Here is a 22,705-nt window from a genome sequence, read left to right on the forward strand (position 1 = left end):
TGAGTGCGAAGTCAGGGAGTGACAAACATCCAGTCTACCAGTTTTGGTGACGGGGGTGATCCTGTATGCCGAGCCAAAGGCCGGGCTCGGCGTGAAAGCGGGGGGCAAACCAGACCCGTTGGCCGCTGGCAGGCAGATCCTCCGGGCCGAGGGGACGCCGGCTGAGCCGGCAGGCCCCTTGCGCCAATGCGAGGTGGGCATCCCCCTGATACCAGCCGTCGGTGACGGGCAGGGCCGTGGTTTCGCGCAGCAGCCGCACTCCCCACTGGGTCACCAGCGCCGGGCACGCCTGCTCGGCCAGCCTGGCGGCCCGGGTCATGGCTGGCGCCGCCGGCGGGGTGAGGGTGCAGAGCAGCAGCAACAGGGCTCCCAGCATGGCTGGCAGCTCGCCCCGGCGCGGCAGCCAGCCTGCCAGCAGCACCAGGCCGAGCAGGGTGACGGGCGCCAGATGGCGGGGATTGTCCGGGTTCTGGCCAAACAGGGTCCACTGCAGCAGGACGAACCAGTAGAGGGTCCAGAGCACGGAGGGGGCTGGATTGTGATCCTTTGAGCGTTGCCAGAGTGGCAGTACCAGCAAGGCTACCATCAACAGGGGCCAGAGCGGGGTCAGCTGCTCGTGGAAGGTACGGGCCCAGCTCAGCAGCCGATCGCCGTGGGCCGCCGCCGTGTTGCCCCACAGGGTAAAGTGACCGTCGGTGAAGCGGCGCCCCTCGCTGAAATAGGCCCAGCCATCGGCCTGCCAGACAAACAGCAGGCAGGCTAGCCCCACCAGCACGATGGGGAGCACAAACCTGACGCGCGTTCCCTGCTGCGCCATCCCCAGCCAAAGGGGCAGCAGGGCCAGCACGAAGTAGGAGGGGCGCAGCGCCAGCATAAGGCCCAGCAGCAGACCCGCCAGCGCTATCTTGCGCTGTTGCAAAGCCAGGAGCGCGCCGAGCCAGGCGGCCAGCGCCGCCCCGTCCGAGAGGCCGGAAAGCGCCAGGGTCGGGGTGAGCGGCAGGGCCAGCACCAGCAGCCAGACCGGCGCCAGCAGGCTTGGCCGTTGCCACAATCTCACCGCGAGGGAGGCGGCGAGCGGCGCCAGCAAACTGCTACCCAAGAGGCTTGCCCACTGCACCGCACGGGCGGGATCGTCCAGTAGCAGATTGATCAGCCGTGCCAGCCAGATAAAGGCGGGGTAGCCCGGAAAGTGGGGGGAGAACTCCAGCACGCTAAAGCGCGTCACCCCATGGGCGAAATTGAGGGCATCGTCAGAATCGAGTGCCACCGGGAAGGTCAGCAGCCAGCCGAGCCAGGCTAGTTGCAGCAGGGCAAGCAAGTAGGGTCGATTGGCGAAGCGTAATCGGCCGTGGTGACGCCCCCCTTCTCCCCTTGCGGGAGAAGGGTCGGGGATGAGGGGGGCCGTCGGCATCAATGAGAGGCCATCAAAGCGGCGCCAGCACGGCCATCAGTGCTTTTTCCGCCTCGGCGAAGGCAGCGGCATCGGCGGGCTTGGCGCCCACCCCGAACACCCCAGGGTTGCCGATGGCATCCAGCACCTTGGCCAGCGCCTGCTCGGCGGCCTTGCGATCCCCTTCATCGAGGGAGGGGAGGATCAAATCCAAGAAGCGCTTGCTCTTGACCACCAGCACCTTGGCGGTCTGGTAGTCGCCAAGGTTCTGGCTGGCCCCCTCGAGGCGGCGCTCGATCTCCGCCTTGTAGGCCCGGTTGAGCAGGGCGGCGGTAGCTGCGGCGTCTTTGGCCTTGATGGCGGCGGCCAGCGGTGCTTGCAGCTCGACCTTGTGGTGCTGTTCCAGATAGGTCAGCTCCTCGGCGATGTCGCTCAAGGTAGGGCTGGCATCCTTGCCGTCAGTGGCTGCGCCCAGCAGTGCCTCGCGGGCATCGATCAGCGGCTCCTTGCCGGCGGCGGCGTAGGAGTAAGCCTGCGCCTGCCCGCAGAGGGTCAGCAGCAGGGGGAGGGCGAGTAAACCCGGGCGGATGGTCATCCTGTTCTCCTCACTTATGCCAATGGCGCGGTCAGGCCACGCTCTGGGTCTCGATCACGGTGTTTTCGTTGCGATGATTGAAGGTGTTGCGGCGTCTGTCCACCTCCTTCGTTCACCACATTCAGGGGCCATCAGGCCACGCTCTGGGTTTCGATCACGGTGTTTTCGTTGCGATGATTGAAGATGGCGTGACGTCTGTCCACCCCGTCGATCACCATGTCGGCAGCCATCATCCCCATCTCCATGGCGGTGTCGGTGAAGATGTAGCGGAATGTCCCCTGACGGCCGGTCATGATGAGGTTGTTGATGGGCATCAGCGCCTTGATGGCGTCGTTGCGGCGGGCCTGATAGCCGAGATCCATCAGCGGATAGGCGTATTCGCTGCGAGCCTCGAAGGTCTCATCGCCAAGCTTGGCGGTATCGACACCGAGGCTGGCGAGATCGGCGGTGACCCGACCGCGCAGATCAGCGAGCGGTGCCTGCCAGGTAGCATCCCCCGGGTTGCAGGGGATCTCCAGCATCACGGATGTTTGCCCCATTGGCGCCATAAAGGGGCTGCGCCGGCGCGGCTCCTGCAAGCGGGTCGCCAGAATATGGGGGTCGGAGAGGTACTGCCAGGTGTTGTCCGACAAATTCTCCTGTTTGAGCGGCATGTTGACGAAGCGAAGCGACCGGTAGTGCAGATCGCACGGCAAGCCCAGATGCTGGCAGGTGAGCGGCAGTGGCAGGGTGGAGATCACCTGATCAAATCGCTCGCTCTGCTCCAAGTTATCTTGTGACCAATAAACCCGTTCAATTCGGCCATCAGACTGCTCGAGGCGGGTGATGGTGGCGCCGGTTTTCAGCTCAACCCCTTCGGCAACCAGCCGCTCCCCCAGGGTGGTGAAAATCTGGCCGAAGCCGTACTTGGGGTAGCGGTATTTGCGGGCATAGGTGCGCACCGAAATGCTGCCGTTGCGTCTTGGCAGCAGGCGGCGCGCCACGTCTTTGAGATCGATCAGGCTGATGCGCTGGCCGGCCCAGTCGGCGGAGAGCTTGTCCGGGTTGATGCCCCACAGCTTGCCGGTGTAGCCCTCGAAGAACTGGCGGTAGAGGGTGCGACCAAAGTGGCTCTGGATCCACTCGGCAAAGCTCGCCTTGGCAAAATCGGTGGGCTTCTTGGCAAAGGGCAATAGCAGCAGATCCTTCACCGCCCCGGCCATCAGGGCGAGCGGCGCCGTCTTGAGCAGGTTGGGCAGGTTCAAGGGGTAGTCATAGGTACGTCCGCCAAAGCGGATCACGCTCTTGCGCTCCGCGTGGAGCAGATCGTCCCCCATCAGGTCGTCGATAAAGGCGAGCAGCTCGGGGTTCTTGGTGATGAAGCGGTGGCCGCCGTAGTCGAAGCGATACTCACCGTCGCGCCCCTTGAAGGTCTGGGTGGCGCACATGCCGCCCACCACGCTCTCCTGCTCGAACAGGGTGACTGCAAAACCGGCCTGGCGCAGGCGCCAGGCGGCCATCAGACCGGCAGGGCCGGCGCCCAGTACCGCAATGTGTTGTGTGTTGTTGTCGCTCATGACTCTTTATCCGAAACGCTGACCAAAAGAGAAGAAGTGGAAAAGGCGGCCCCGCTGAGCCGCCTTGTCATCGGCTGCTGCGCCGCGCTGGGCGATCAGCGCTGGGGACGATAGTTGCGATGCCAGACGGTGACGAAGATAACCAGGTAGCTGGCCCAGGTCAGCAACTGCAGGCCGGCTGGTGAGGCATTGTAGCCAAACAGGGCACGCAGGAAGGTACCAAATACCCCCTGATCGTCGAGAATGTGACTGATGTTGAAGACAGGCGTCGTCCAGAAGGTGATGAGCCCGGCCGCCTGCAGCATGTTGACGGCGGACGACAGCAGCCCGGCGGCGATGATGATGATGAGCAGGCCGGTCCAGCGGAAGAAGGGGGCCAGCGCCACCTTGCGGGTGGAGCGCAGCAGCCCCCACACCAGTACCACCGACAGCAGCAGGCCGCCCAGCGCCCCCATCAGCCCCTCGTGCAGATCCACCCCTTGTCCGGAGTAGACCAGGGCCGAGAAGAACAGCACGGTTTCAAAGCCTTCGCGCATCACCGCCAGGAAGGCGAGCAGCACCAGACCAAACAGGTTGCCGCCGTCGATGGCGGCATCGATGCGCGCCGTCATGGCCCCCACCTGGGATTTGGCCTGCTTCTGCATCCAGACCGCCATGTAGGTGAGCACCAGGGTGGCGAAAATCAGGATCCCCGCCATCAGCAAATGGTTGTAGCGCTCGCTCTCGAACTGGCTCACCACCACCTGGAACAGGAAGGCGACGACGAGGGAGGCGATAAGACCCAGCCCCACCCCCAGATAGACGAACTTGTTGTAGCGGCTCGCCCCCAGCTTGGCGAGGTAGGAGAGGCAGATGCCGACCAGCAGGAAGGCTTCCAGCCCCTCGCGCAGGGTAATGAGAAAACTTGCAAACATCAGGTTTGAGGCTCCGTAGCGGGCGTGACGGGGAGGGGCTGCAGGGTGAGTTGCAGCCGATTGAGTAGCACTATGGGTGGCTCCGGCAAGCTCGGCTCGGCGGCGCGCACCGCATCATTGACCCACTTGGGGTAGGTGCGGAAATTGAGTTTGATATCGGCCTTGAAGGGCCCCCTGGCATCCGCCGGCAGCGGCCAGGCTTCATCGCGCCAGCCATCGGCCGGGATGCGGGTGTCTTCCAAGAGCTTGGCGTAGCGCCAGAACTTGAGCCCCACCGGCTTGCCCTCGGCATCGCCGAACACTTTTCTGAACAGCCGCGCATCTTCAGGGACAGCGCCATCCACCGGCTGGCCGCTGGCAAGCACCCGCTTGCCGCTGGCATCGGTGACGGTCAGCTCGAGCCAGAGTTCACGGAAATCGGCGACCCCGGTGGGCAGGGCGTGGCCGGTGCCGGTATTGGCGACCCGCACCACCAGCTGCGGGCTCGCGGCAGCCTGTTCGATACGGGCCGAGAGGGTAGCGCTTGAGCGCAGCAGCGCCAGGCTCTCCTGCTCGAGCGTTGCACTTCTCAGCCCCACCAGCTGATGCTGGGCGCCGGTGAAGTTGTGGCGATAGAGCCGTTCTTTCACGGTGCCGTTTTCGGTGGACTGGCCGGCCACCGGCGCGCCGCCGTTGCCCGGCTCCGGGTTCATATGGCAGTCGATACAGGTGCGCCGCCTGGCGGGATCCTCGGCATTGGCGAAGCTGGATTTCTCCCACTCGTCCCAGGTGTTGACGATGTTGGCGCCTGTGCCCGGGGCAAACTCGTTGTGGCAGGACTTGCACAGGGCCGCATCCTGGTAGAAATCCTTCTGGTAAGAGGCCTTGTGCATGGCGGGGCGGGCGTTGATCTGCCGCTCGGCCAGCCAATGCTGGAGGCTGCCACCGGCGGCATCCTCGAACACATAGCTCTCGCGGTCTTTCAGATTCACGGTAAAGGCACTGTTGCCGCCGGCATCCTCGAGCCGGGTGATGCGATGGCAGAGCACGCAGCCGGTGCCTTCTTCCACCACGGGCTCGCCTTTCTGGTGGGCCGCGATCAGCGAGGCGCCGCCGCGCTCAAACATGTGGGAGCCCTTGGGCAGATCCTGCTGGCCGTTCATCACCTGCTGGGGCATGTGGCAGCCCTGGCACCACTGGCCGAAGGCTTCCCCCTCGGTTTCGCGGGCCAGCGCCTGCACCACCTTGTAGTAGGGGTGGGAGTTGCCCATCAGCCGGTGGTTGCTCTCGCTCCAGTCCTGGAACGCCTGTTGGTGGCAGTTCTGGCAGGAGGCGGAGTTGAGCCACTCCCTGGGATGAGTGGTCGGCGCCTTGGCGGGATCCGTGCGCGGGGCATCGAGCCTGAGCCAGTTGGCAAGATAGGGGAGGTTGCCATCGGCGGTGACGAAGGCGTGCAGATCCTCCATCATCGCCTTCACCTCGGGTTGGGGCTTGGCGGGGTCAACCGGCTCGGCGCCATCGCGGGTGTCATGGCCCATGCCACCCTGGGTCTGCTGGGTCATGCGCAGGTATTCGCCGATAAAGTCCCCTGCCACCATGTTGGCGAGGTTGGCGTGGCCGTTGATGGCATTGTCGCCGCTCTGCTGGCGGTGGGCCGCCATCAGATAGCGGTTGGTGAAGTTGAACCCATCCAGATGGCAGGAGTTGCAGCTCATCCAGTTGTCCCCCGCCATGGGGAAGCGGCTGTTGGCGCCGTTGTTGCCGAGTGTGTTACCAAGATGGAACAGCCGCTCGCCGCGTTTGAGCGGTTCGGGGCGCGGATCCGTCTCTACCAGTTTGGCGAAGTGGGGCAGATCGACGGTGACTCGGGCAAACGGGCCACTGCCGCCGGTGTTGAGACGGGTGAGATCCTGCCCCATGACGTTGTGCACCAGGATGTGGTCGCCATCGATCAGCAGATCGCGCGGATTCTGGCCCGGCAGGTGGCGAAGGAGCTGGGTCGCCTTGGCGCCCCCCTGAAACTTCTTGCGGCGGTGACGGTTGCTGTTCTGCTTGCCGCTGCGCGACAGGTCGAACACCAGCAGATCTTCCGAGCCCGCCAGGATCAGATAGACCCGCTTGCCGTCGGCGGCGAAGCGCGCCGCGAACGGGTTGGAGACGATCTGGCTGTGGTTGCCGACGCTGGGCAGGTTGATCTGCAAAAAGAGCTGCTTGCGCTCGTCCACCCGCTCTTTCTCTTCATCGAGATCGATGATGGAGACGGCCGGGAAGACGGTGCTCTGAAACTGGAAAGGGTGGTCGAAACTCCACAGCACGTGGGGCAGCCAGGCTTCGCTGCCATCGGGGGAGAGGGTGATGCCGTCCAGCAGGCGCGGCAAGCCCTGCGAGTCGCTTGGGGTGTCGCTGTGGGTCTCGGCCAGGGTGATGAGTCTGGGCTTGGGCAGGACAGCACTCTTCGCGTCCTTCTCAAGCTTGGCGAGATCATAGATGGCAAGCTGGCCGGTCATGGCGTGGGTGAGCAGCAGGCGATCGTCGTCGGTCAAGGCCAGTCCACGCGGGGTCTCGGCAGTGGCCACATCCAGCTGCAGCTTGCCCGCCGTGTCATAGGCTTGCAGGCGGCCAGCCTCGAACAGAGTGACCCAGAACCAGCGCCGCTTGGGATCGAAGATGACCCCGTAGGGACGATGGCCGGTGGGGATCGCCTTGTCCAGGGTGAGATCATCATCCAGCAGCAGCAGGCGATCGCCGCGATAATCGCTCACCAGCAGGGTGCCGTCATCGGCGCGGGCCAGCTGGCGCAGATCGCCCCCCAGCTGCACTTCTTTGAGTCGCTTGCCGCTATCGCGCTCAAGCAGGGTGACCGAGCCGGCGCTCTGGTTGGCGGTGACCAGGCGCGGAGCGTTCCCCTCGTCATAGGCAATCATGGCGGCGCCCATCTCCTGGGCCGAGGCGGTCCCCAGCAGTAGGGCGGTCAACATCAGGGATAACAACAACTTCAACATAAGATCAGGTGCGCCATTTTAGGATGGTCCAGCGCCAGGCGTGGCGCAGCACCAGGGGAGTCAACGCGAGCGCGCTCAGCCAGTGGGCCCAGCTGGCAAGGTTGCCCATGCCATCGCCCGGGGTGCCGTGCAGTACCAGCAACAACCCGCTGGCCAGACAGACCAGCAGCAAGGCCTCGATGATGCGGCCGGTGGTGCGCAAGAAAGGCTTGCGGCTTTTGCGCAGCAGGCTGCGATGAGAGAGCCAGAACGCGCCGAACAGCAGGGGAAACAGGGTGAGCGAGAGGGCGACGTGCAGGAACAAGTTCCAGCGTGCCAGCGACCAGAGCGGGGTCAGCGGTTCCCACAGCAGCAGGCCAGAGAAGAACATCAGATAGAGGGAGCCCTCGGCGGCCTGATGGTGATAGGCCAGCCACTGCCAGCAGTGTCGTGGTGAGAGGGAAAGGCTTGTCATAGGTGCTCCAACGCCCGGGCAGTGCAGCCCGGGGGAGCAAGTTTACAATGCAGGAAAGGTAATGAAAAGAGTTATCAATTCCGCTCTTGATGAATAAAGGCTGAATGAAAACCGGCGCTATTTGTGGTCGGCCAGCCGCTCGGTCACCGCGTAGATGAGCGCAGCGGTGGAGAAGGCGAGGAACACGATCACCGACCACTTCATCTCCACCTCGTTGCCGACCCCGTCATCCAGGAAGGCCTTGAGCACTTCAATCCCGGCAATGGTGACCAGGGAGTTGATGACGATGAGCTTGAGGGAGGCGAAGTTGATCTTGCTGAGCCAGTTGTTGCCGAGCGCCTCACGTTGTTCCTGGGTCTGGATGAACTGCACATAGCCGCAGATGGATACCAGTATCAGCATCTGGGCCACCAGCACGAAGTCCACCAGGGTGAGGACGCCGGTGATGAGGTCCATGTAGTGAATGCCCACGATGTCGATGCACAGGGCATAAAGCAGCATGGCGAATTTCACCATCAGCAGGGCCACGCAGACCAGAATGCAGACATAGAAGGGGAACATCATCAACCGGCTGCCATTGAGCATGAAGTTGAAACGGCGCATGAAAACTCCTGAAGAGGGTGAGGTTGCGCTGATTATGGCGCGGATCCGCCATCGAGGGCATCCCTGTTTGCGTACAGAGGGCTGATGGCGACAGAGAAAGGGAAAACGAAAAAAGCCCAGCCATAAGGCTGGGCTTTCGAATGTGGCTCCCTCGACAGGACTTGAACCTGTGACATACGGATTAACAGTCCGCCGTTCTACCGACTGAACTACGAGGGAATTGGCTCCTCCTACTGGACTTGAACCAGTGACATACGGATTAACAGTCCGCCGTTCTACCGACTGAACTAAGGAGGAATTGCCTGTCTCGTCGAGACGGTGCGGATATTAATGGCCCATCCGCCGGGTGTCAACCCGCGATCCGCTGCAAAAAGGGGATTTTGGCCCGTTTGCCCAAAACTTGGCCGCTGCGGACTATTTTCAGCACAATCAGCAGCTTGGCGCTGGCCTCTCGGGTTCGTCGAGACGGCTCAGTGGCATGAAGAGGGGATGGATGAGGATGTGCCGATGCCCGGGATGGCATAGTCCGGGATAAGCAGCTGGCTTAGGGCCGAGCAATGACAGATATAAAAGGAGGGGGCAGGGGTACGCATAAGGGCGGGAGAAATTGGTTAGCAGGCGAAGTGAGTGTGCTGCGTAATGGTGAGAAAAGTGGTCGATATGCTGACAATAAACGGTAATTCTGCGTGGTAACGGCCATTCATTGATCCCGCCCATCGAAATATTTCATCGGCTGGGGTATGGTTGGCCAGGATACCATCGCCGTGTCGACAGCTCTGCCGGCCCTTGATGATGATCGGGCGCCGGTTCAATCCGGCCTTTATCTCCCTCTTCTGGTATTACGAATACATGCACAACCAAGCACCTTTGCAAAGCGTGAAGCTGGCCATTGCTTTACGCCAATCCTGTATTGACGAACCCTACAGCGTTCCCCGCTTCGGTCGCGACCTGATCGCCGGCATCACGGTCGGCATCATCGCCATTCCGCTGGCCATGGCGCTGGCCATCGCCAGTGGCGTGCCGCCGCAGCACGGTCTCTATACCGCCATCATCGCCGGCATCGTCATCGCCGTGACCGGCGGCTCCCGCTTCTCCATCTCGGGGCCGACTGCCGCCTTCGTGGTGATCCTCTATCCGGTAGCCCAGCAGTTTGGCGTGGGCGGCCTGTTGATGGCGACCCTGATCTCGGGCTTCTTTCTGGTGGCCATGGGGGTGGCCCGGCTCGGACGCCTTATCGAGTACATTCCGCCTTCGGTGACCCTGGGCTTCACCGGTGGTATCGCCATCGTGATTGCAACCCTGCAGATCAAGGACTTCTTCGGCCTGCACGTGCCCGAGATGCCGGAAACCTACATCGGCAAGGTCGAGGCGCTGGCCCATGCCCTGCCCAGCTGGCAGTGGGGGGATACGCTGGTCGGCATTGCGACCCTGGCGGTGCTGCTGCTCTGGCCGCGCCTGCGGCTGCCGGTGCCAGGCCACCTGCCCGCCGTGCTGGTAGGGGTGGGCCTTGGCTTTGGCCTGCATCAGTTCGGGGTGGACGTCGCCACCATCGGCAGCAAGTTCAGCTATACCCTGGCCGACGGCAGTCAGGGCATGGGGATCCCGCCCATCGCGCCGACTCTGGTGATGCCTTGGGCTCTGCCGGGGCCGGATGGCTCGCCAGTGGAGTGGAACCTGGCCGCCATCGAGCGCCTGTTACCCGCCGCCTTTTCCATGGCGATGCTGGGGGCCATCGAATCCTTGCTCTGCGCCGTGGTGCTGGACGGCATGACGGGTCGCAAGCACAGCTCCAACGCCGAGCTGGTGGGGCAGGGGCTTGGCAACATAGTCGCTCCCTTCTTCGGCGGCATCACCGCCACCGCCGCCATTGCCCGTTCCGCCGCCAACGTGCGGGCCGGGGCAACTTCTCCCATCTCCGGCATCGTGCATGCGCTGGTGGTGCTGGCGGCCATCCTGGTGCTGGCGCCCTGGCTCTCCTGGCTGCCGCTCTCGGCCATGGCGGCCCTGCTGCTCATCGTCGCCTGGAACATGAGCGAGGCGCACAAGGTGGTGGAGCTGATCCGGCGTGCACCCAAATCCGACGTGCTGGTGCTGCTGGTCTGTCTGTCGCTGACCGTCATCTTCGACATGGTCATCGCCATCACCTTCGGGGTGATCCTCGCCTCCCTGCTGTTCATGCGCGAAATTGCCAAGATGACCAAGCTGCACGATCTGGCGGATCACAAGCGCTATGCCCATGAGGTGCCGGAGCAGGCGCTGCTCTACAAGATCAACGGCCCGCTGTTCTTTGCCGCTGCCGAGCGGGTGTTCGGCGAGCTGGTAGCCCAGGTCAAGGGCCACAAGCTGCTGGTGTTGCAGATGGAGGCGGTCTCCATCCTGGACGCCGGCGGGCTCTCCGCCTTCCTGCAGTTTGAAAAGCAGATGGCCAAGGCGGGGGTGCAACTGCGGGTGGCCGAGTTGCAGTTCCAGCCGCTCAAGACCCTGGCGCGCGCCAAGGTACGTCCGGTGCCCGGTCAGTTGGAGTTTTACGGCTCGCTGGAAGAGGCGCTCAAAGGCGAGCACTTGCACGAAGCGACTGGAAATTGATGGAAAGGGATACAAAACGGCATGTTTTTAGTCACTTGGTTCGGATAATGAGCAAACGAACGCAAAAAGTGAAAAATTGCATTGACCGCATGCCGTCGTATCCCGTACATTACGCCCCGTTCCAGCGCAACAGTGTAGCGAACATCGTGCTGGCTGAGCACGTTAAACAACAGACCAAAATTTGGTGAGGTGTCCGAGTGGCTGAAGGAGCACGCCTGGAAAGTGTGTATACGGCAACGTATCGAGGGTTCGAATCCCTCCCTCACCGCCAAATATAACCCGTTGAATTTCAACGGGTTTTTTCATTTCTAGACTTACGTGATTTTTTCCTGGATCAACTGGGTGGAACAATCATGTATCTGAGCAAAAATGCCTCCGGCACCTACTACACTCGTCTCCCGCTGCCTAAGTCATTACGTGACCGTGGCTTGCCCTTCGCTATCCGTACTTCCCTTTGCACCAAAGATCGTCAGCTCGCAGTAGACCGAAACCTGGCTGTGGCAGCTCGTACTCGCGCACTTATCGCAGCTACCCCTGCTGATACTTCCCCTCGCAGTTTCTATCGCTGGATCCGCGCCGATCTTGACGCTTTCAAGGCTGCGGGGTTCATCCCTCCTCAAACACCTTCCACACCTCGTGAACCTTCTGTTGATGCCTCAGCTTGCCCCAGCAGTGGGATCACGCTCAGTCATGCACTGGCGAGATTCATCGAGACTAAAGCCAGTGAGGGGATCCAGCACAAGTCGATGGGCCAGCTCCAACTTCGGATCAACGCCTTCGTCACCTGGGCCAAAGGCGTCAAAATCGATGAGGTGACGCCCGCATTGGCACAGACGTACCGTAATGCCCTATTGCGCAAATCTGAGCTCAGTTTCAAAACCAAAGGGGATTACTTAGCCGCACTCAAACAGTTCTTCCGCTGGTGTGTGGCCTTAGAATATTGCGCGCGCAACCCGTTCGACGGACTCACCGCCGGTAAGAAACCCGTCACGCGACGAGCCGATGAGGAGCGCATCCGCTGGCAGCGCCCTCAACTGGCCCAACTGTTTGCGAGCCTGCGCAGCAAACAAGCTCAAAAGGGCAAAAGACTGAAAATCCAGGATTGGTGGGTGCCGCTGCTGTGTCTGTATGGCGGACTGCGGCCCTCCGAGGCTTGTCAGCTAAAAACCCAAAACATCAAACAGGTAGACGGCATCTGGTGTCTGGTGGTGGAGGCCGGTGAAGTCGGTCAAGCCCTCAAGACCAGCAACGCCTATCGCACAATTCCACTGCACCATGCGCTGATTGCGCACCAATTCCTGGACTATGTGTCCCATCGTCGCCACCAAGGGCAGACGTTCCTGTTCGATGACAAACCGTCAGGCAAGGATGACGATTGGTCACATAACCTTGTGTGTCGCTTTCAGCGTCATCTCAATGATGCAGGTATCATCGGCAAAGGCCGCCCCACCATTTACGGGCTGCGGCATACCTTTATCGATGAGTTGCAACAGGCCGATGTGGCTGAGCACATCGTGGCGGAATTGGTGGGTCATAGCAAAAAGGGGCTCACGTTTGGGCGCTACGGCAAGCGACTAGGTATCGCGTTGCTGCGAGAAAAAATCGAGTCAATCCCCAGCGATTTAGTCGAATTTTGAATATCAGGCCAAATAGGCATTTGAGTGGGTGAGGTATACCCACTCACGTGCTTGCCTGGCAAAGTAACATGTTGATTTTCATCATTAAAATAGTGTGACAGGCTTCTGCTGTTACTGGTCGTTAATTTGACAATTTATTTATTTCAAATATATTGAAAATTGACATTAAATTAGTTTTTGTTAGGTTTCACTTTTTATTTGACTTGGTTTTTGCTGAATGTAATCCTGCGCAAAATTATAATAATAAAAACAGGGTGCACATGAAAAACAACAAGAATCTAAAATCAGATCCTCGTGAAAAAACGTTCAAAACCGCAGTAGAGGAACACCTGAACATAAAATTCCAACAGGTATCAGACGCAACCTATGATGTTTTGTGTAGAAAGGCCAGGCAGCTTATCCGTAAATGGGGAAAAAAGAAGTTGGTTGATATTAATGCAACCGACATCGAAATGTATATTGCCAAACTGCTAAAACGCCTCAAAGGGAACACGGTCAATCAGTATATTGACATTATGCGACAGGTATTTAACAGGGCCTATCGAGATGGCATTATAAAAATCAATCCGATGTGTCATGTCAAAAATTGTCGATTTGAGGTGGTAGAGCCTCAGCCATTCCTGCAATCAGAGATCCAGTTATTTATTGCACATCAACATATCAACCCTATTGGTGCAGCAATAATCCAGGTTGGTATTTCCACTGGACTGCGGATCAGCGAATTGTTGGCAATTAGCCGTGAGGCTATCGACCTGGATAAACGCACACTGCGTGTTGATCTGGCCCTGGTAGATGGTTGCTATAAAACGCCGAAAACCAAAAGCTCCTGCCGAACAGTCGAGTTGACTGTCCCCGCAGTGCAGGCACTACGCACTCTTCTGGAGCATGCTAGGCATCGCAAAGAGAAAGCGATTTCGGTCATGTGTGCTGACAATCGTACACGGATCAAACTGCGCCGGACTTTATTAGCATATTATCCGGATAAGCGACGTCAATACACCAGCGTCGATGAATTCAGAGAGGATTTTTTTGAGCCGTTTTGTGCCACAGCGGGGGTTGCCTACCGAGGGCCATCGCAATTTAGACATACCTATGCCAGTCAACTGTTGTCCGCAGGTGTTAATATCGAATGGATTGCCAAACAGATGGGGCATACAAGTACCGCAATGATCAGGCGTCATTATGGAAAATGGTTAGTTGAGGATGCTGCGGATTTCAAAACATTAGCCGAAAACGCTCTTGCTCGTTGTTTCCGCCTTAATGAGACGCAGGCTCTGGTTCCGGCCAACAACTCAGAACTGGACATGACTAAATTAATTGCCGACCCACAAATTCAGCAATATTTATTAGGGCTGGTTGCTCAATCAATGAAAAACATACATGTTGGTGAACCGCATTCTCAATCAGATTAGCGATAACTACTGTGATTCACATCGATATATTATTGATTCGATAACACGTTAAATAAGGGCCGTTAAGAGCCTAAGGAAAAATGATGGCGACTGATAAAACAAAAATTGAATATGAAAAGATTGCAAAGCATTTTTATATTCGTTTGGAAAGAAAATGTATCAAACTTACTGCTAAAAATATCTCAGATGAATTGTTGGCTTGTGCTCCTGAATATCGGCCCGCCTACTGGCGTCGCCTACGCGGGGCTCTTGCACATCATCAACGCACCTTAGGATATGACGATGCAGCTACACGCATTCTAGCATTGCATAACCCAGTCACAGCCAAAGGCAGCACGCTTTCCGTTAAACAGAAGCAGACTCGAGTTAAGTCGATCGCAGCAGAAGATGAAACTGCGCTTATTGACTATTTTAATGCACGGAATGATAAGTGCATGGTGGCTGCGATTAAACTGTTCAAACTCACCGGTATCAGACCCACAGAGCTGGCTGACGTAACAGTCGATAGTAATCGGCTAACTGTTATCGGAGCAAAAAAGAGCCATCATGGTACACGCGGAGCTGACAGAGTGTTACAGCTGGATGGAATAACAGCACTGACGTTGTATATGCTTGTTACATTAGCACAAAAAGTAAATGTTGGGTGTCTGCAAGACAAACTACGCGCTGCGGGGAAGAATTTATGGCCGAAGCGCAAACATCTCCCTACATTTTATAGCTGGCGCCATCAAATGGGTTCTGAGCTCAAGGCATCAGGTATGGGGCGTTTACAAATTGCCTATTTGATGGGGCACCAAGCGACAGCCTCGATTGATCGTTACGGAAATCGAAAATCAGCAAAAGGAGGGCGCTTGCCGAGCTGTCCTGCTGATGCTGACCTGAGCCATATTAGAGTGACTCATAGCGTGAGGTCTACAGATAATAAAAATTACATCCAGCCGAGCACACCAATTTTGGTAGTCGAGCCAAATGAGGGTTCAAATGCGAAAGATAAATCAACCGGGATGGCTGCCTATATAAAAAGAAATAAACAAAAAGATGATGGTCTTTCGCGATAATCAGAACCACTATCACTCGATAAAATAAACATGCTAGAAAATACAAACACCTAACTATGATCTTCATTGGCGTAAATATAACATGTGACACTTACGAATGCGCACGTAAGTGCGCCATGAAAACAATCGTAAGTACGCAAAGAAATATAACCGTAAGCACGCTATTGAAAACCATACTTACGCACGTAAGTATGGGGGTGTGTCGAGGTTACGAGACCGGAACCCCCGTAGGTTGCGCAGCGACCGGAGTGGGGTGGAGAACCCTTTTTTATGGATGGTATGAAGCGGTCAATATGGGATGACGAAGGAGGCGGGTATAGGGGTCAAGGTGGAGTCTGACTCGGGACGAGGAGGAACAACCTTGACGCCTATATCTCGGTGACGGTCATCCCATATTGATGGCGCAATACCATTCATAAAAATTGTTTGAAATTAATTGAGTGGAGCTGTTTATATTTTAACTACCCCACTCAATTAAAAAGTAGAAAATGGCAGAGGTTATATATAACAACAATCAGGTGATAACACCGAGGATAATAAAAATGAAAAATAATAAAAACAAAACAGCGGGGCATGATATTTCGTCATATGACGGTCAGAAGGACGGTGCTGCCACACAACAGGTGCAGCAGGCTGTCAGGTCGGTGATGCAGGATAAACTGCTGACTCTGCCGGATATGAGCCCTACTGGCCGCCCCATCAAAACCAGCTCGAATTTGTTTGCTCTCATCACATTCAACGGTTGGGATCCACGCTACAACCTGATGACGGGTGAGGCAGAACTGGCTGATGCGGATGGTGAGCGTCTGGGAGGCTCTGAGGCGGGTCAGCGATCCGCGCTGGTTGATGCCTGCCAGTTGGCAGGTGTGCCGGATGCCGTGATTGAGGAGCACCTGATCGCAATTTGTGAGCGCCACAGCTATCACCCTGTGCGTCAGTGGCTCGAACGTGGGGCACCGTGGGATGGGAAACCGCGCATCGATGCGGTAATTGCTACCCTCAATGCGGCAAATCCTGCCTATGCAAGTGCGGTGTTACATGCATGGCTGGTTGGGTGTGTCGCTGCGCTGTATCACCCACGCTGGTGCTCAAAACTCGTGCCGGTGCTGGCGGGCGCGCAGTCCTTCCGTAAATCCGCATGGATTAGCCGTCTGGCTGCCGTGGTGCCAGGTTCAACCCTCGATTGCTCCATCAATCCAGACAGACCGGATGACGTGCGCCGCGCTGTGTCAGCGTGGATTGTGGAACTGGCTGAGCTAGAGAGCACGACCAGACATGAGGCGGGCTCGCTCAAAGCGTTCCTAACCAGGGAGAGCGACTGTTTCCGCCTGCCCTATGCCCGTAGCATGACCACCAAAAAGCGCCAGACTTCATTTATTGCCACGGTGAACGGGTCGGATTTTCTCAAAGATACAACCGGTAACGCGAGATTTGCTGTTATCGAGCTGGCTGCGGCAGCTGATGTTGAGGGCCTGAATTCGATCCTTGGATGGAGCTGGAATACAGGCCGTTTGTCCCAGACAGACCCTGAGCAACTGCGCCAGTTCTGGCTGGAGGTAAGGGAACGTTATGAGTCTGGAGCAACGTGGTTTCTGGATGACGAGACCGCAGCGCTGGCAGCTAGTGCAAACGATGCCCACACGGACAAGGGCCCGTTCTATGAGGTGATTTACCATCACCATCTATCGCGTCCACTGGCCTCATCTGAATGGCTCACGGCGAGCGAGCTGTGCGCCCGCCACGGTGAGAAGTTGAGCATGGCGAGCAACTGGGGTAAAGCCCTCAGGGTGTTAGCGAGCGAGGGCAAGCTCCAGAGCCGCAAGGAGCGTTCTAATAGGACCGAGTACCTGCTGCCCGTCGATAGCCCCAAAGAGAAGGGCAAAGCCGACAAGTGACTCTTAAGCCCTGCCGATAAGGCGGGGCTTTTTTCTGCTCATCTATTGGGTAGATGATTAATTGGTTAAGTGCATGTTAAGTGGTTTTTCTAGCTTCTTAACCAGCCTCAAACCATCGCCATTACAGGGCTTCAGTGGTGTTTGGTTAATTGATTGAGGTGATTTATATATAAACAGTGAGTAAACCTTGATAAGAGCCCATCCAGCACTCACCACGCTTCATAGCAACTTCACTTACTCAGCTTAACCATCATTACCTCAAGCGCAGTCATGGCAAGGGTTTGAGGCTGAGTAAGGGGGGATTCACTCGCTTAATCAGCATCTAACCAGAGCAACCCATAACATCCAATAAAGAGTACCGAACACCACCACTCGACAGGTGAATTAGGGCATGAGGTTGTAAAACGTAGGGAGACTCAGATTTTCTTATTGCCGTTGAGTGCTCAACGGCAGATTCGCCACATCAACCCCACTGCGTCCTTGTTGGTGATTATCAGGCCGGACGAGCCATGCCAAGCAGCAAAGTCTTTTGATTGTTAATATTGTTTTTAGTCGTGATATAGCTCATGTTCCTGGTCGTAACATTATGATATAGTTGAACATATGACTGGGTTGATTTTAGGTTTCTCGTTTAATTGATTCAACATATTCGCGGAGGCCTCAATGGATGTGTAAGTATTTATACTAAATGAATGAGTTTGCAAATTTTGCACACGATATACTTATTGTCACCCCCCTGGCGTAAGGTTGTTGTTACAATGGTGTTTGGATTCTCAACTCTATTTTGCATACATCCAAAATGATAGATTGATCATTATACATTGATGAAGCGATTTTATTTTTAACTGATAAATATCACGTAATACTACAATTAGTAAATCGCAGGAGTTATATGCCAGTAAAAGGTAGCATGATCACTACAGATGAATTTATATCAAAATGTAAGTTGATTCACGGTGATAAATACATCTATGACAAGACGGTATATACTGGGGCGAATAATAAAATTGTAATTATTTGTCCAGAGCATGGCGAGTTTGAAATGAGGGCTAGCGCTCATGCTGGAAAACAAAAACAGGGCTGTAAGGCTTGTGCTGGGCGACCCGAAGTAACAACTGAAATCTTCATAGCGAAATCAAAAGATAAATTTAAATCAAGATTTGAATATGATAAAGTGAAATATATAAATGCTATCACGCACGTTACAATAACATGCCCAGAACACGGTGACTTCTCAATAATACCCAATAGCCACTTACATGGAAATGGCGGTTGTAAAGCATGCTCAGGGCGTCCTGATATAACAAACGAGCAATATATACAACGTTTAAAAGATAAGTTTGGGGACGATTATGATTATTCATCGGTTGAATATACCGGTGCCTTTAATGAAGTAAGCGTAATTTGCCGTCAACATGGGGAATTTAAAAAACAAGCTTTTCGTTTACCCCTATCAGAGGGGTGCCCTAAATGCTTACAATTTACACAGGATGATTTTTTGGCAAAGGCTATAAATACACATGGTAATTTATACGACTACACTGCCGTTAAATATATTAACACAAAAGAGTATATAACCATAATTTGTCGTGAGCATGGGCCTTTTGAACAGACGCCTAACCGCCATCTTGATGGGAGAGGATGTCCTGCTTGTGGAGTTGAACGTAATCTTCTAGCCAATAGGTCACCAGATGATTTTTGTATAGTATACTATTTGAAACTTTTATATAAGGGGCATTTTTTTTGGAAGATTGGAATTACCACAAAAAGCATTGATATACGCTATAAATTACTTGTAAAAGACGATGTAATCATTGCTGACTCGCAACAAATTAGCACTACCATTCAGATGGCCTTAAAAATTGAACATGAATTTATAAGAGTTTTTGGTGCACACTTAGAATATCGAGGCCATATTCTTAAAAATGCAAAAGGTGGAACTGAGTGTTTTAGCATAGATGTACTTGCATCAAAAGGCATGACTCTTTCCGAGTTTATAAAAAATACAGAAAATGCACTGTTAGATTAAATATAGGACTGTGATTTTTCATAAAAATCTAACAGTATAACAATTAATAAATATAATTTCATTGGAAATCATTAAAAACCCACTGCATATGCAGTGGGCGTATAGATAAGCTTACTTTAATCGTCTAAGTATAGGTTCAACAATCAGTTTTTTTATAAGATACAGAGCAAACGTATTATGGTAAAGATCAAAATACATCCCCGTAAATATAAATGTAACTAAGTCAATTGTCATCTACACTAGACGAACAGCCATCAGCTTTATGATCTATTCAAAAATATTAGTTAACATAATTATCCTCCTTTGAGTCTTTGCTCAAATGTTTCTACATAATTGTAGAAACAACCATTTATTAACTTATAACTAAAGTGAAGTCAATTGTTATTTCTGAAGTTAGGTAATGGGGATATAATCGTAATTTAACGGTAAGCGGTGGTAACTATACTTAATTGTGATCCCCTTCTACGAGCCAAAACAAAAAATATATGATCATGAGTTATCAGCAGTTTATTTAGATCAACAGCATGATTCCGATAGTCAGAATGTATGTTCACGTTCTTGACATTTAAGAATTTTTCTTTATAAAAGACGTAGAAAACTCATGGCAATAGCTTGAGTCAATTACGCTGTTTTTATGGTCGGCGGTTTCTGCGTAAGTCATTGAATGAAAAGGTTATATTTTTGCGGTGATATATAAAAGTGAGGGTTCGAATCCCTCCCTCACCGCCAAATTACAAAAAACCGACCTGATGGTCGGTTTTTTGCTTTGGGCGCAGTAATATCCGTGCTCGCCACCAATTCGCAAAAGCCCCGTCGCAAGATGGGGCCTTTTGTTTATCAGGAGGCGTTGTTTATCAGGACACGGTTTGTCACCTCGCAGCGGTCAGCTTCAGCCGTGCGGTTCCACTACCGTCATGGTAAAGCGCAGCACGCTGTCGCCTGCGTTGCGATAGGCGTGGGGCAGGTCGGTGCGAGCCACGGCCGAACAACCCTGAGTGACAGCAAGCTCGCTCTCTCCCAACTGCAGTTGCAGGGTACCTTGCTCGACATGAAACAGTTCCACCGTGCCGGGCGGGTGGCCGTCAGAGTCAAACTGCTCGCCGGGGTACAGCAGCCAATGCCACAGCTCTATCATGTCCGGCCCCCGGGTGCCGGCCAGCAGGCGGGCCGAGCCGCCGAGCGGGCCCTGCCACAGAGTCGGGATGGCTTGCGGCTCGATCAGATGCAGCGTCGGGGTGCTGGCCACGTCGACGATATCGGCAACCGATACCCCGAGCGCGGCGGCCAGCTTGCACAGGATGGCGATACTGGGATTGGCCGCCCCCTTTTCGATTTCGACCAGCATCCCCTTGCTCACCCCGGCCCGGCGCGACAGCTCATCGAGCGACAGCCGGCCCTGTTGTCTGTACTCCTTGAGCCGGCGGGAGACGGCGGCAGTGACATGCCCCACATCGGCGCCGGCATCGGTCGTTATATTGACTCTCTTGGTCATCGGTCATTATCATGAAATAAAATAGTCGATATAAGGATATTCCATGAGATCGGTACAACCGTCAATCGATCCCGCGCTGGCGACGCTGGCCCCGGGATTTCGGGCTATCAGCATTACCCTGCAGACCGACGAGATCGTCAATCCGGCCATCGCCGTCGATGAGCTGGCACAGGCCTGCCAGCGGGTTCTGCACGACCCCGCGCCCTGGACCGAGGCGCATCTGACCGCCTGGGCCGAGGTATTCAAGGGGTTTGGCGCCAAGCCCCAGCGTACTCCCTGTTCGGCGGATGCCCTGCGCAAGCGGGTGCTGCGTGATGGCGCTCTGCCCAGCATCGATCCCGTGGTGGATCTCTACAACGCCATCAGCCTCGCCTATGCCCTCCCGGTCGGCGGGGAAAACCTGGCCGCCTATGTCGGGACGCCCCGACTGGTCATTGCCGATGGCAGCGAATCCTTTGACACCATGAAAGAGGGGGCGCCGGCGCAGGAGTGCCCGGAGGCGGGCGAGGTGATCTGGCGCGACGATCTGGGTGTTACCTGCCGGCGCTGGAACTGGCGTCAGGGGCTGAGAACGCGCCTGGATAGCGATGCCAGACAGATGTGGTTCATTCTGGAGAGCCTGCCAGAGATGCCGCTGGCGGCCTTGCAGGAGGCCGGTGCCAAGCTGGTGGACGGGCTGCGGCGCATGATGCCTGACGCCCGCATCGAGCAGAGCCTGGTCGGCTTCGATCTTTCTTGAACCGGGCAGCAGGGGCGCCCTTCATCCCAACGCTGGGAGGAAGGGGGCCCCTACTGTGGTATTGCAGCTCCCGCCATGAGGAGCGGCCAACTTATTGCCTGATGACGGTATAACAGGGCCCATATCGCAGGCCCGTACTCGCTTGCTCAGGCCAGCTTCAACATCGGCATCTGTTCGCGTTTGTCGCAGTGCCTGAGATGGACCCGGCTGGTCAGGCGAGTCAGCAGCTCGTAGGGGATGGTGCCTATCTTTTCGGCCACCAGTTCCACCGGCAGCCCTTCCCCCCACAGAGTCACCTCGTCTCCCACCTTGTCGCGGGCCGCCGGCCCCAGATCGACGGTGATCATGTCCATGGAAACCCGGCCCACGATGGGTACCCGGCGGCCATTGATCAGCATGGGGGTCCCTTGGGGCGCCATGCGCGGATAGCCATCCCCGTAGCCCGCCGCCACCACGCCGAGGATGGTATTTCGATCCGCCACCCAGTGTCCCCCATAGCCGACCGCTTCGCCCTGCGCACAGGCGCGGGTGGCAATGAGCTGGCTCTTGAGGGTCATGACCGGACGCAGGTCATGGTCGGCGGCGAGCTGACCGGCAAACGGGGAGGCGCCGTAGAGTATGAGGCCAGGCCGGATCCAGTCGCTGCGCGATGCCGGCCAGGCGAGGATGCCGGCGGAGTTGGCCATGGCCCGCTCGCCCGGCAGATGAGCAGAGAGGCGGTTGAACTCCTCGATCTGCAACTGAGTGGCCTGGGTATCCTGCTCATCGGACTGGCTGAAGTGCGTCATCAGATGGAACGGCTGCACCACGTTGCGACAATGGCTCAGCCGCTCGATGAAGGCGGGCAACTCCTCGGCGCGCAGCCCGAGCCGGTTCATCCCGGTATCGAGCTTGAGCCACACCTTGATGGGGGCGGGCAGACTGGCCTGCTCGAGCAGTGCCAGCTGCTCCCAGGTATGCAAGGTGGTTTGCAGTTCGTGTTTCGCCAGCAGCGGCAGCGCTTCGGCACTGAAGAAGCCTCCCAGCACCAGAATGGGCTTGGTGATGGCGTTGGCGCGCAGCACCAGCGCCTCCTCGACCCTAGCCACCGCATAGGCATCGGCCTGGGCGAGTGCATGGGCCACCGGCAGCAGCCCGTGGCCATAGGCATTGGCCTTGAGTACCGCGATGATTTTGCTGTGGGGGGCATGGCGGCGCACCACGGCGAAATTGTGCTGGAGTGCATCGATATCGATGCTGGCCGTAACTGTGTTCATCATGGGGTCGGGTGTCTGCTCGATGAGAAGTTGGCTGCTGGTTTCAATCCTGATCCGGTGATCCTGGCTGCCGCGACGAGCAAACGGGGGGTCACTGAATCATGTTGT

16 protein-coding genes, 3 tRNA genes and 1 pseudogene are annotated in these 22,705 nt (G+C 56.3%); 9 read left to right on the forward strand and 11 right to left on the reverse strand.

What is annotated here, in order from left to right:
• Positions 1–34 precede the first annotated feature (34 nt).
• The 9 genes from PG900_RS01105 to PG900_RS01145 form a co-directional block, all read right to left on the reverse strand.
• Positions 35–1,318 (reverse strand): hypothetical protein, encoded by a 1,284-nt coding sequence (locus PG900_RS01105; protein WP_270830999.1) that lies wholly within the window; start codon positions 1,316–1,318, stop codon positions 35–37.
• A 106-nt stretch (positions 1,319–1,424) separates the two neighbouring features.
• Positions 1,425–1,985, reverse strand: coding sequence for a hypothetical protein (locus PG900_RS01110; protein ID WP_270830746.1), 561 nt, complete (start codon positions 1,983–1,985; stop codon positions 1,425–1,427).
• Between the two features lie 131 nt (positions 1,986–2,116).
• On the reverse strand, positions 2,117–3,541 hold the full coding sequence (locus PG900_RS01115) for an FAD-dependent oxidoreductase (protein ID WP_270830747.1): 1,425 nt from the start codon (positions 3,539–3,541) through the stop codon (positions 2,117–2,119).
• A gap of 95 nt (positions 3,542–3,636) precedes the next feature.
• Positions 3,637–4,455: an FTR1 family iron permease gene (locus tag PG900_RS01120; RefSeq protein WP_076360940.1), complete on the reverse strand. Its 819-nt coding sequence runs from the start codon at positions 4,453–4,455 to the stop codon at positions 3,637–3,639.
• Complete coding sequence (locus PG900_RS01125) at positions 4,455–7,436, reverse strand: YncE family protein (protein ID WP_270830748.1); 2,982 nt, start codon at positions 7,434–7,436, stop codon at positions 4,455–4,457. The genes PG900_RS01120 and PG900_RS01125 overlap by 1 nt, the downstream gene beginning before the upstream one ends.
• A 4-nt stretch (positions 7,437–7,440) precedes the next feature.
• On the reverse strand, positions 7,441–7,890 hold the full coding sequence (locus PG900_RS01130) for a hypothetical protein (RefSeq protein WP_011706365.1): 450 nt from the start codon (positions 7,888–7,890) through the stop codon (positions 7,441–7,443).
• A 117-nt stretch (positions 7,891–8,007) separates the two neighbouring features.
• Positions 8,008–8,493 (reverse strand): YqhA family protein, encoded by a 486-nt coding sequence (locus PG900_RS01135; RefSeq protein ID WP_011706364.1) that lies wholly within the window; start codon positions 8,491–8,493, stop codon positions 8,008–8,010.
• Positions 8,494–8,636: 143 nt separating this feature from the next.
• Positions 8,637–8,712 (reverse strand) — tRNA-Asn (locus PG900_RS01140).
• A gap of 2 nt (positions 8,713–8,714) precedes the next feature.
• A tRNA-Asn gene (locus PG900_RS01145) sits at positions 8,715–8,790 on the reverse strand.
• A gap of 492 nt (positions 8,791–9,282) precedes the next feature.
• Here PG900_RS01145 and dauA point away from each other — a divergent pair.
• The 8 genes and pseudogenes from dauA to PG900_RS01185 all read left to right on the forward strand — a co-directional run bounded on the left by dauA (position 9,283) and on the right by PG900_RS01185 (position 19,839).
• A complete protein-coding gene (dauA, locus tag PG900_RS01150) occupies positions 9,283–11,079 on the forward strand; it encodes a C4-dicarboxylic acid transporter DauA (RefSeq protein WP_175610140.1) in 1,797 nt (598 codons plus the stop codon).
• A gap of 183 nt (positions 11,080–11,262) precedes the next feature.
• A tRNA-Ser gene (locus PG900_RS01155) sits at positions 11,263–11,350 on the forward strand.
• A gap of 82 nt (positions 11,351–11,432) precedes the next feature.
• The gene (locus tag PG900_RS01160; RefSeq protein WP_270830749.1) at positions 11,433–12,716 is read left to right on the forward strand and encodes a tyrosine-type recombinase/integrase; all 1,284 of its coding nucleotides are present in this window, start codon (positions 11,433–11,435) and stop codon (positions 12,714–12,716) included.
• Positions 12,717–12,976: 260 nt separating this feature from the next.
• A complete protein-coding gene (locus PG900_RS01165; protein ID WP_270830750.1) occupies positions 12,977–14,128 on the forward strand; it encodes a tyrosine-type recombinase/integrase in 1,152 nt (383 codons plus the stop codon).
• Positions 14,129–14,211: 83 nt separating this feature from the next.
• A complete protein-coding gene (locus PG900_RS01170) occupies positions 14,212–15,186 on the forward strand; it encodes a site-specific integrase (RefSeq protein ID WP_270830751.1) in 975 nt (324 codons plus the stop codon).
• A 542-nt stretch (positions 15,187–15,728) separates the two neighbouring features.
• Positions 15,729–17,081 carry a VapE domain-containing protein gene (locus PG900_RS01175; RefSeq protein ID WP_270830752.1) on the forward strand — a complete coding sequence of 451 codons (1,353 nt, stop codon included), beginning with the start codon at positions 15,729–15,731 and terminating at the stop codon, positions 17,079–17,081.
• Positions 17,082–17,973: 892 nt separating this feature from the next.
• Positions 17,974–19,110 carry a DUF723 domain-containing protein gene (locus PG900_RS01180; protein WP_270830753.1) on the forward strand — a complete coding sequence of 379 codons (1,137 nt, stop codon included), beginning with the start codon at positions 17,974–17,976 and terminating at the stop codon, positions 19,108–19,110.
• A gap of 656 nt (positions 19,111–19,766) precedes the next feature.
• A pseudogene (locus tag PG900_RS01185) lies at positions 19,767–19,839 on the forward strand.
• Between the two features lie 160 nt (positions 19,840–19,999).
• On the opposite strand, the gene PG900_RS01190 reads toward PG900_RS01185, so the two are convergent.
• Positions 20,000–20,602, reverse strand: coding sequence for a helix-turn-helix domain-containing protein (locus PG900_RS01190; protein WP_118881052.1), 603 nt, complete (start codon positions 20,600–20,602; stop codon positions 20,000–20,002).
• Positions 20,603–20,645: 43 nt separating this feature from the next.
• Between PG900_RS01190 and PG900_RS01195 the strand changes: the two genes are divergently transcribed.
• A complete protein-coding gene (locus PG900_RS01195; RefSeq protein ID WP_118881053.1) occupies positions 20,646–21,341 on the forward strand; it encodes a B3/B4 domain-containing protein in 696 nt (231 codons plus the stop codon).
• 146 nt (positions 21,342–21,487) lie between these two features.
• Here the strand turns inward: PG900_RS01195 and alr are convergent, their stop codons facing one another.
• The gene (alr, locus tag PG900_RS01200) at positions 21,488–22,600 is read right to left on the reverse strand and encodes an alanine racemase (protein WP_205421757.1); all 1,113 of its coding nucleotides are present in this window, start codon (positions 22,598–22,600) and stop codon (positions 21,488–21,490) included.
• Positions 22,601–22,705 lie beyond the last annotated feature (105 nt).

Origin of the sequence: Aeromonas sp. QDB03 (assembly GCF_027707985.1) — a bacterium.
In the GTDB taxonomy this organism is placed as follows: domain Bacteria; phylum Pseudomonadota; class Gammaproteobacteria; order Enterobacterales; family Aeromonadaceae; genus Aeromonas; species Aeromonas hydrophila.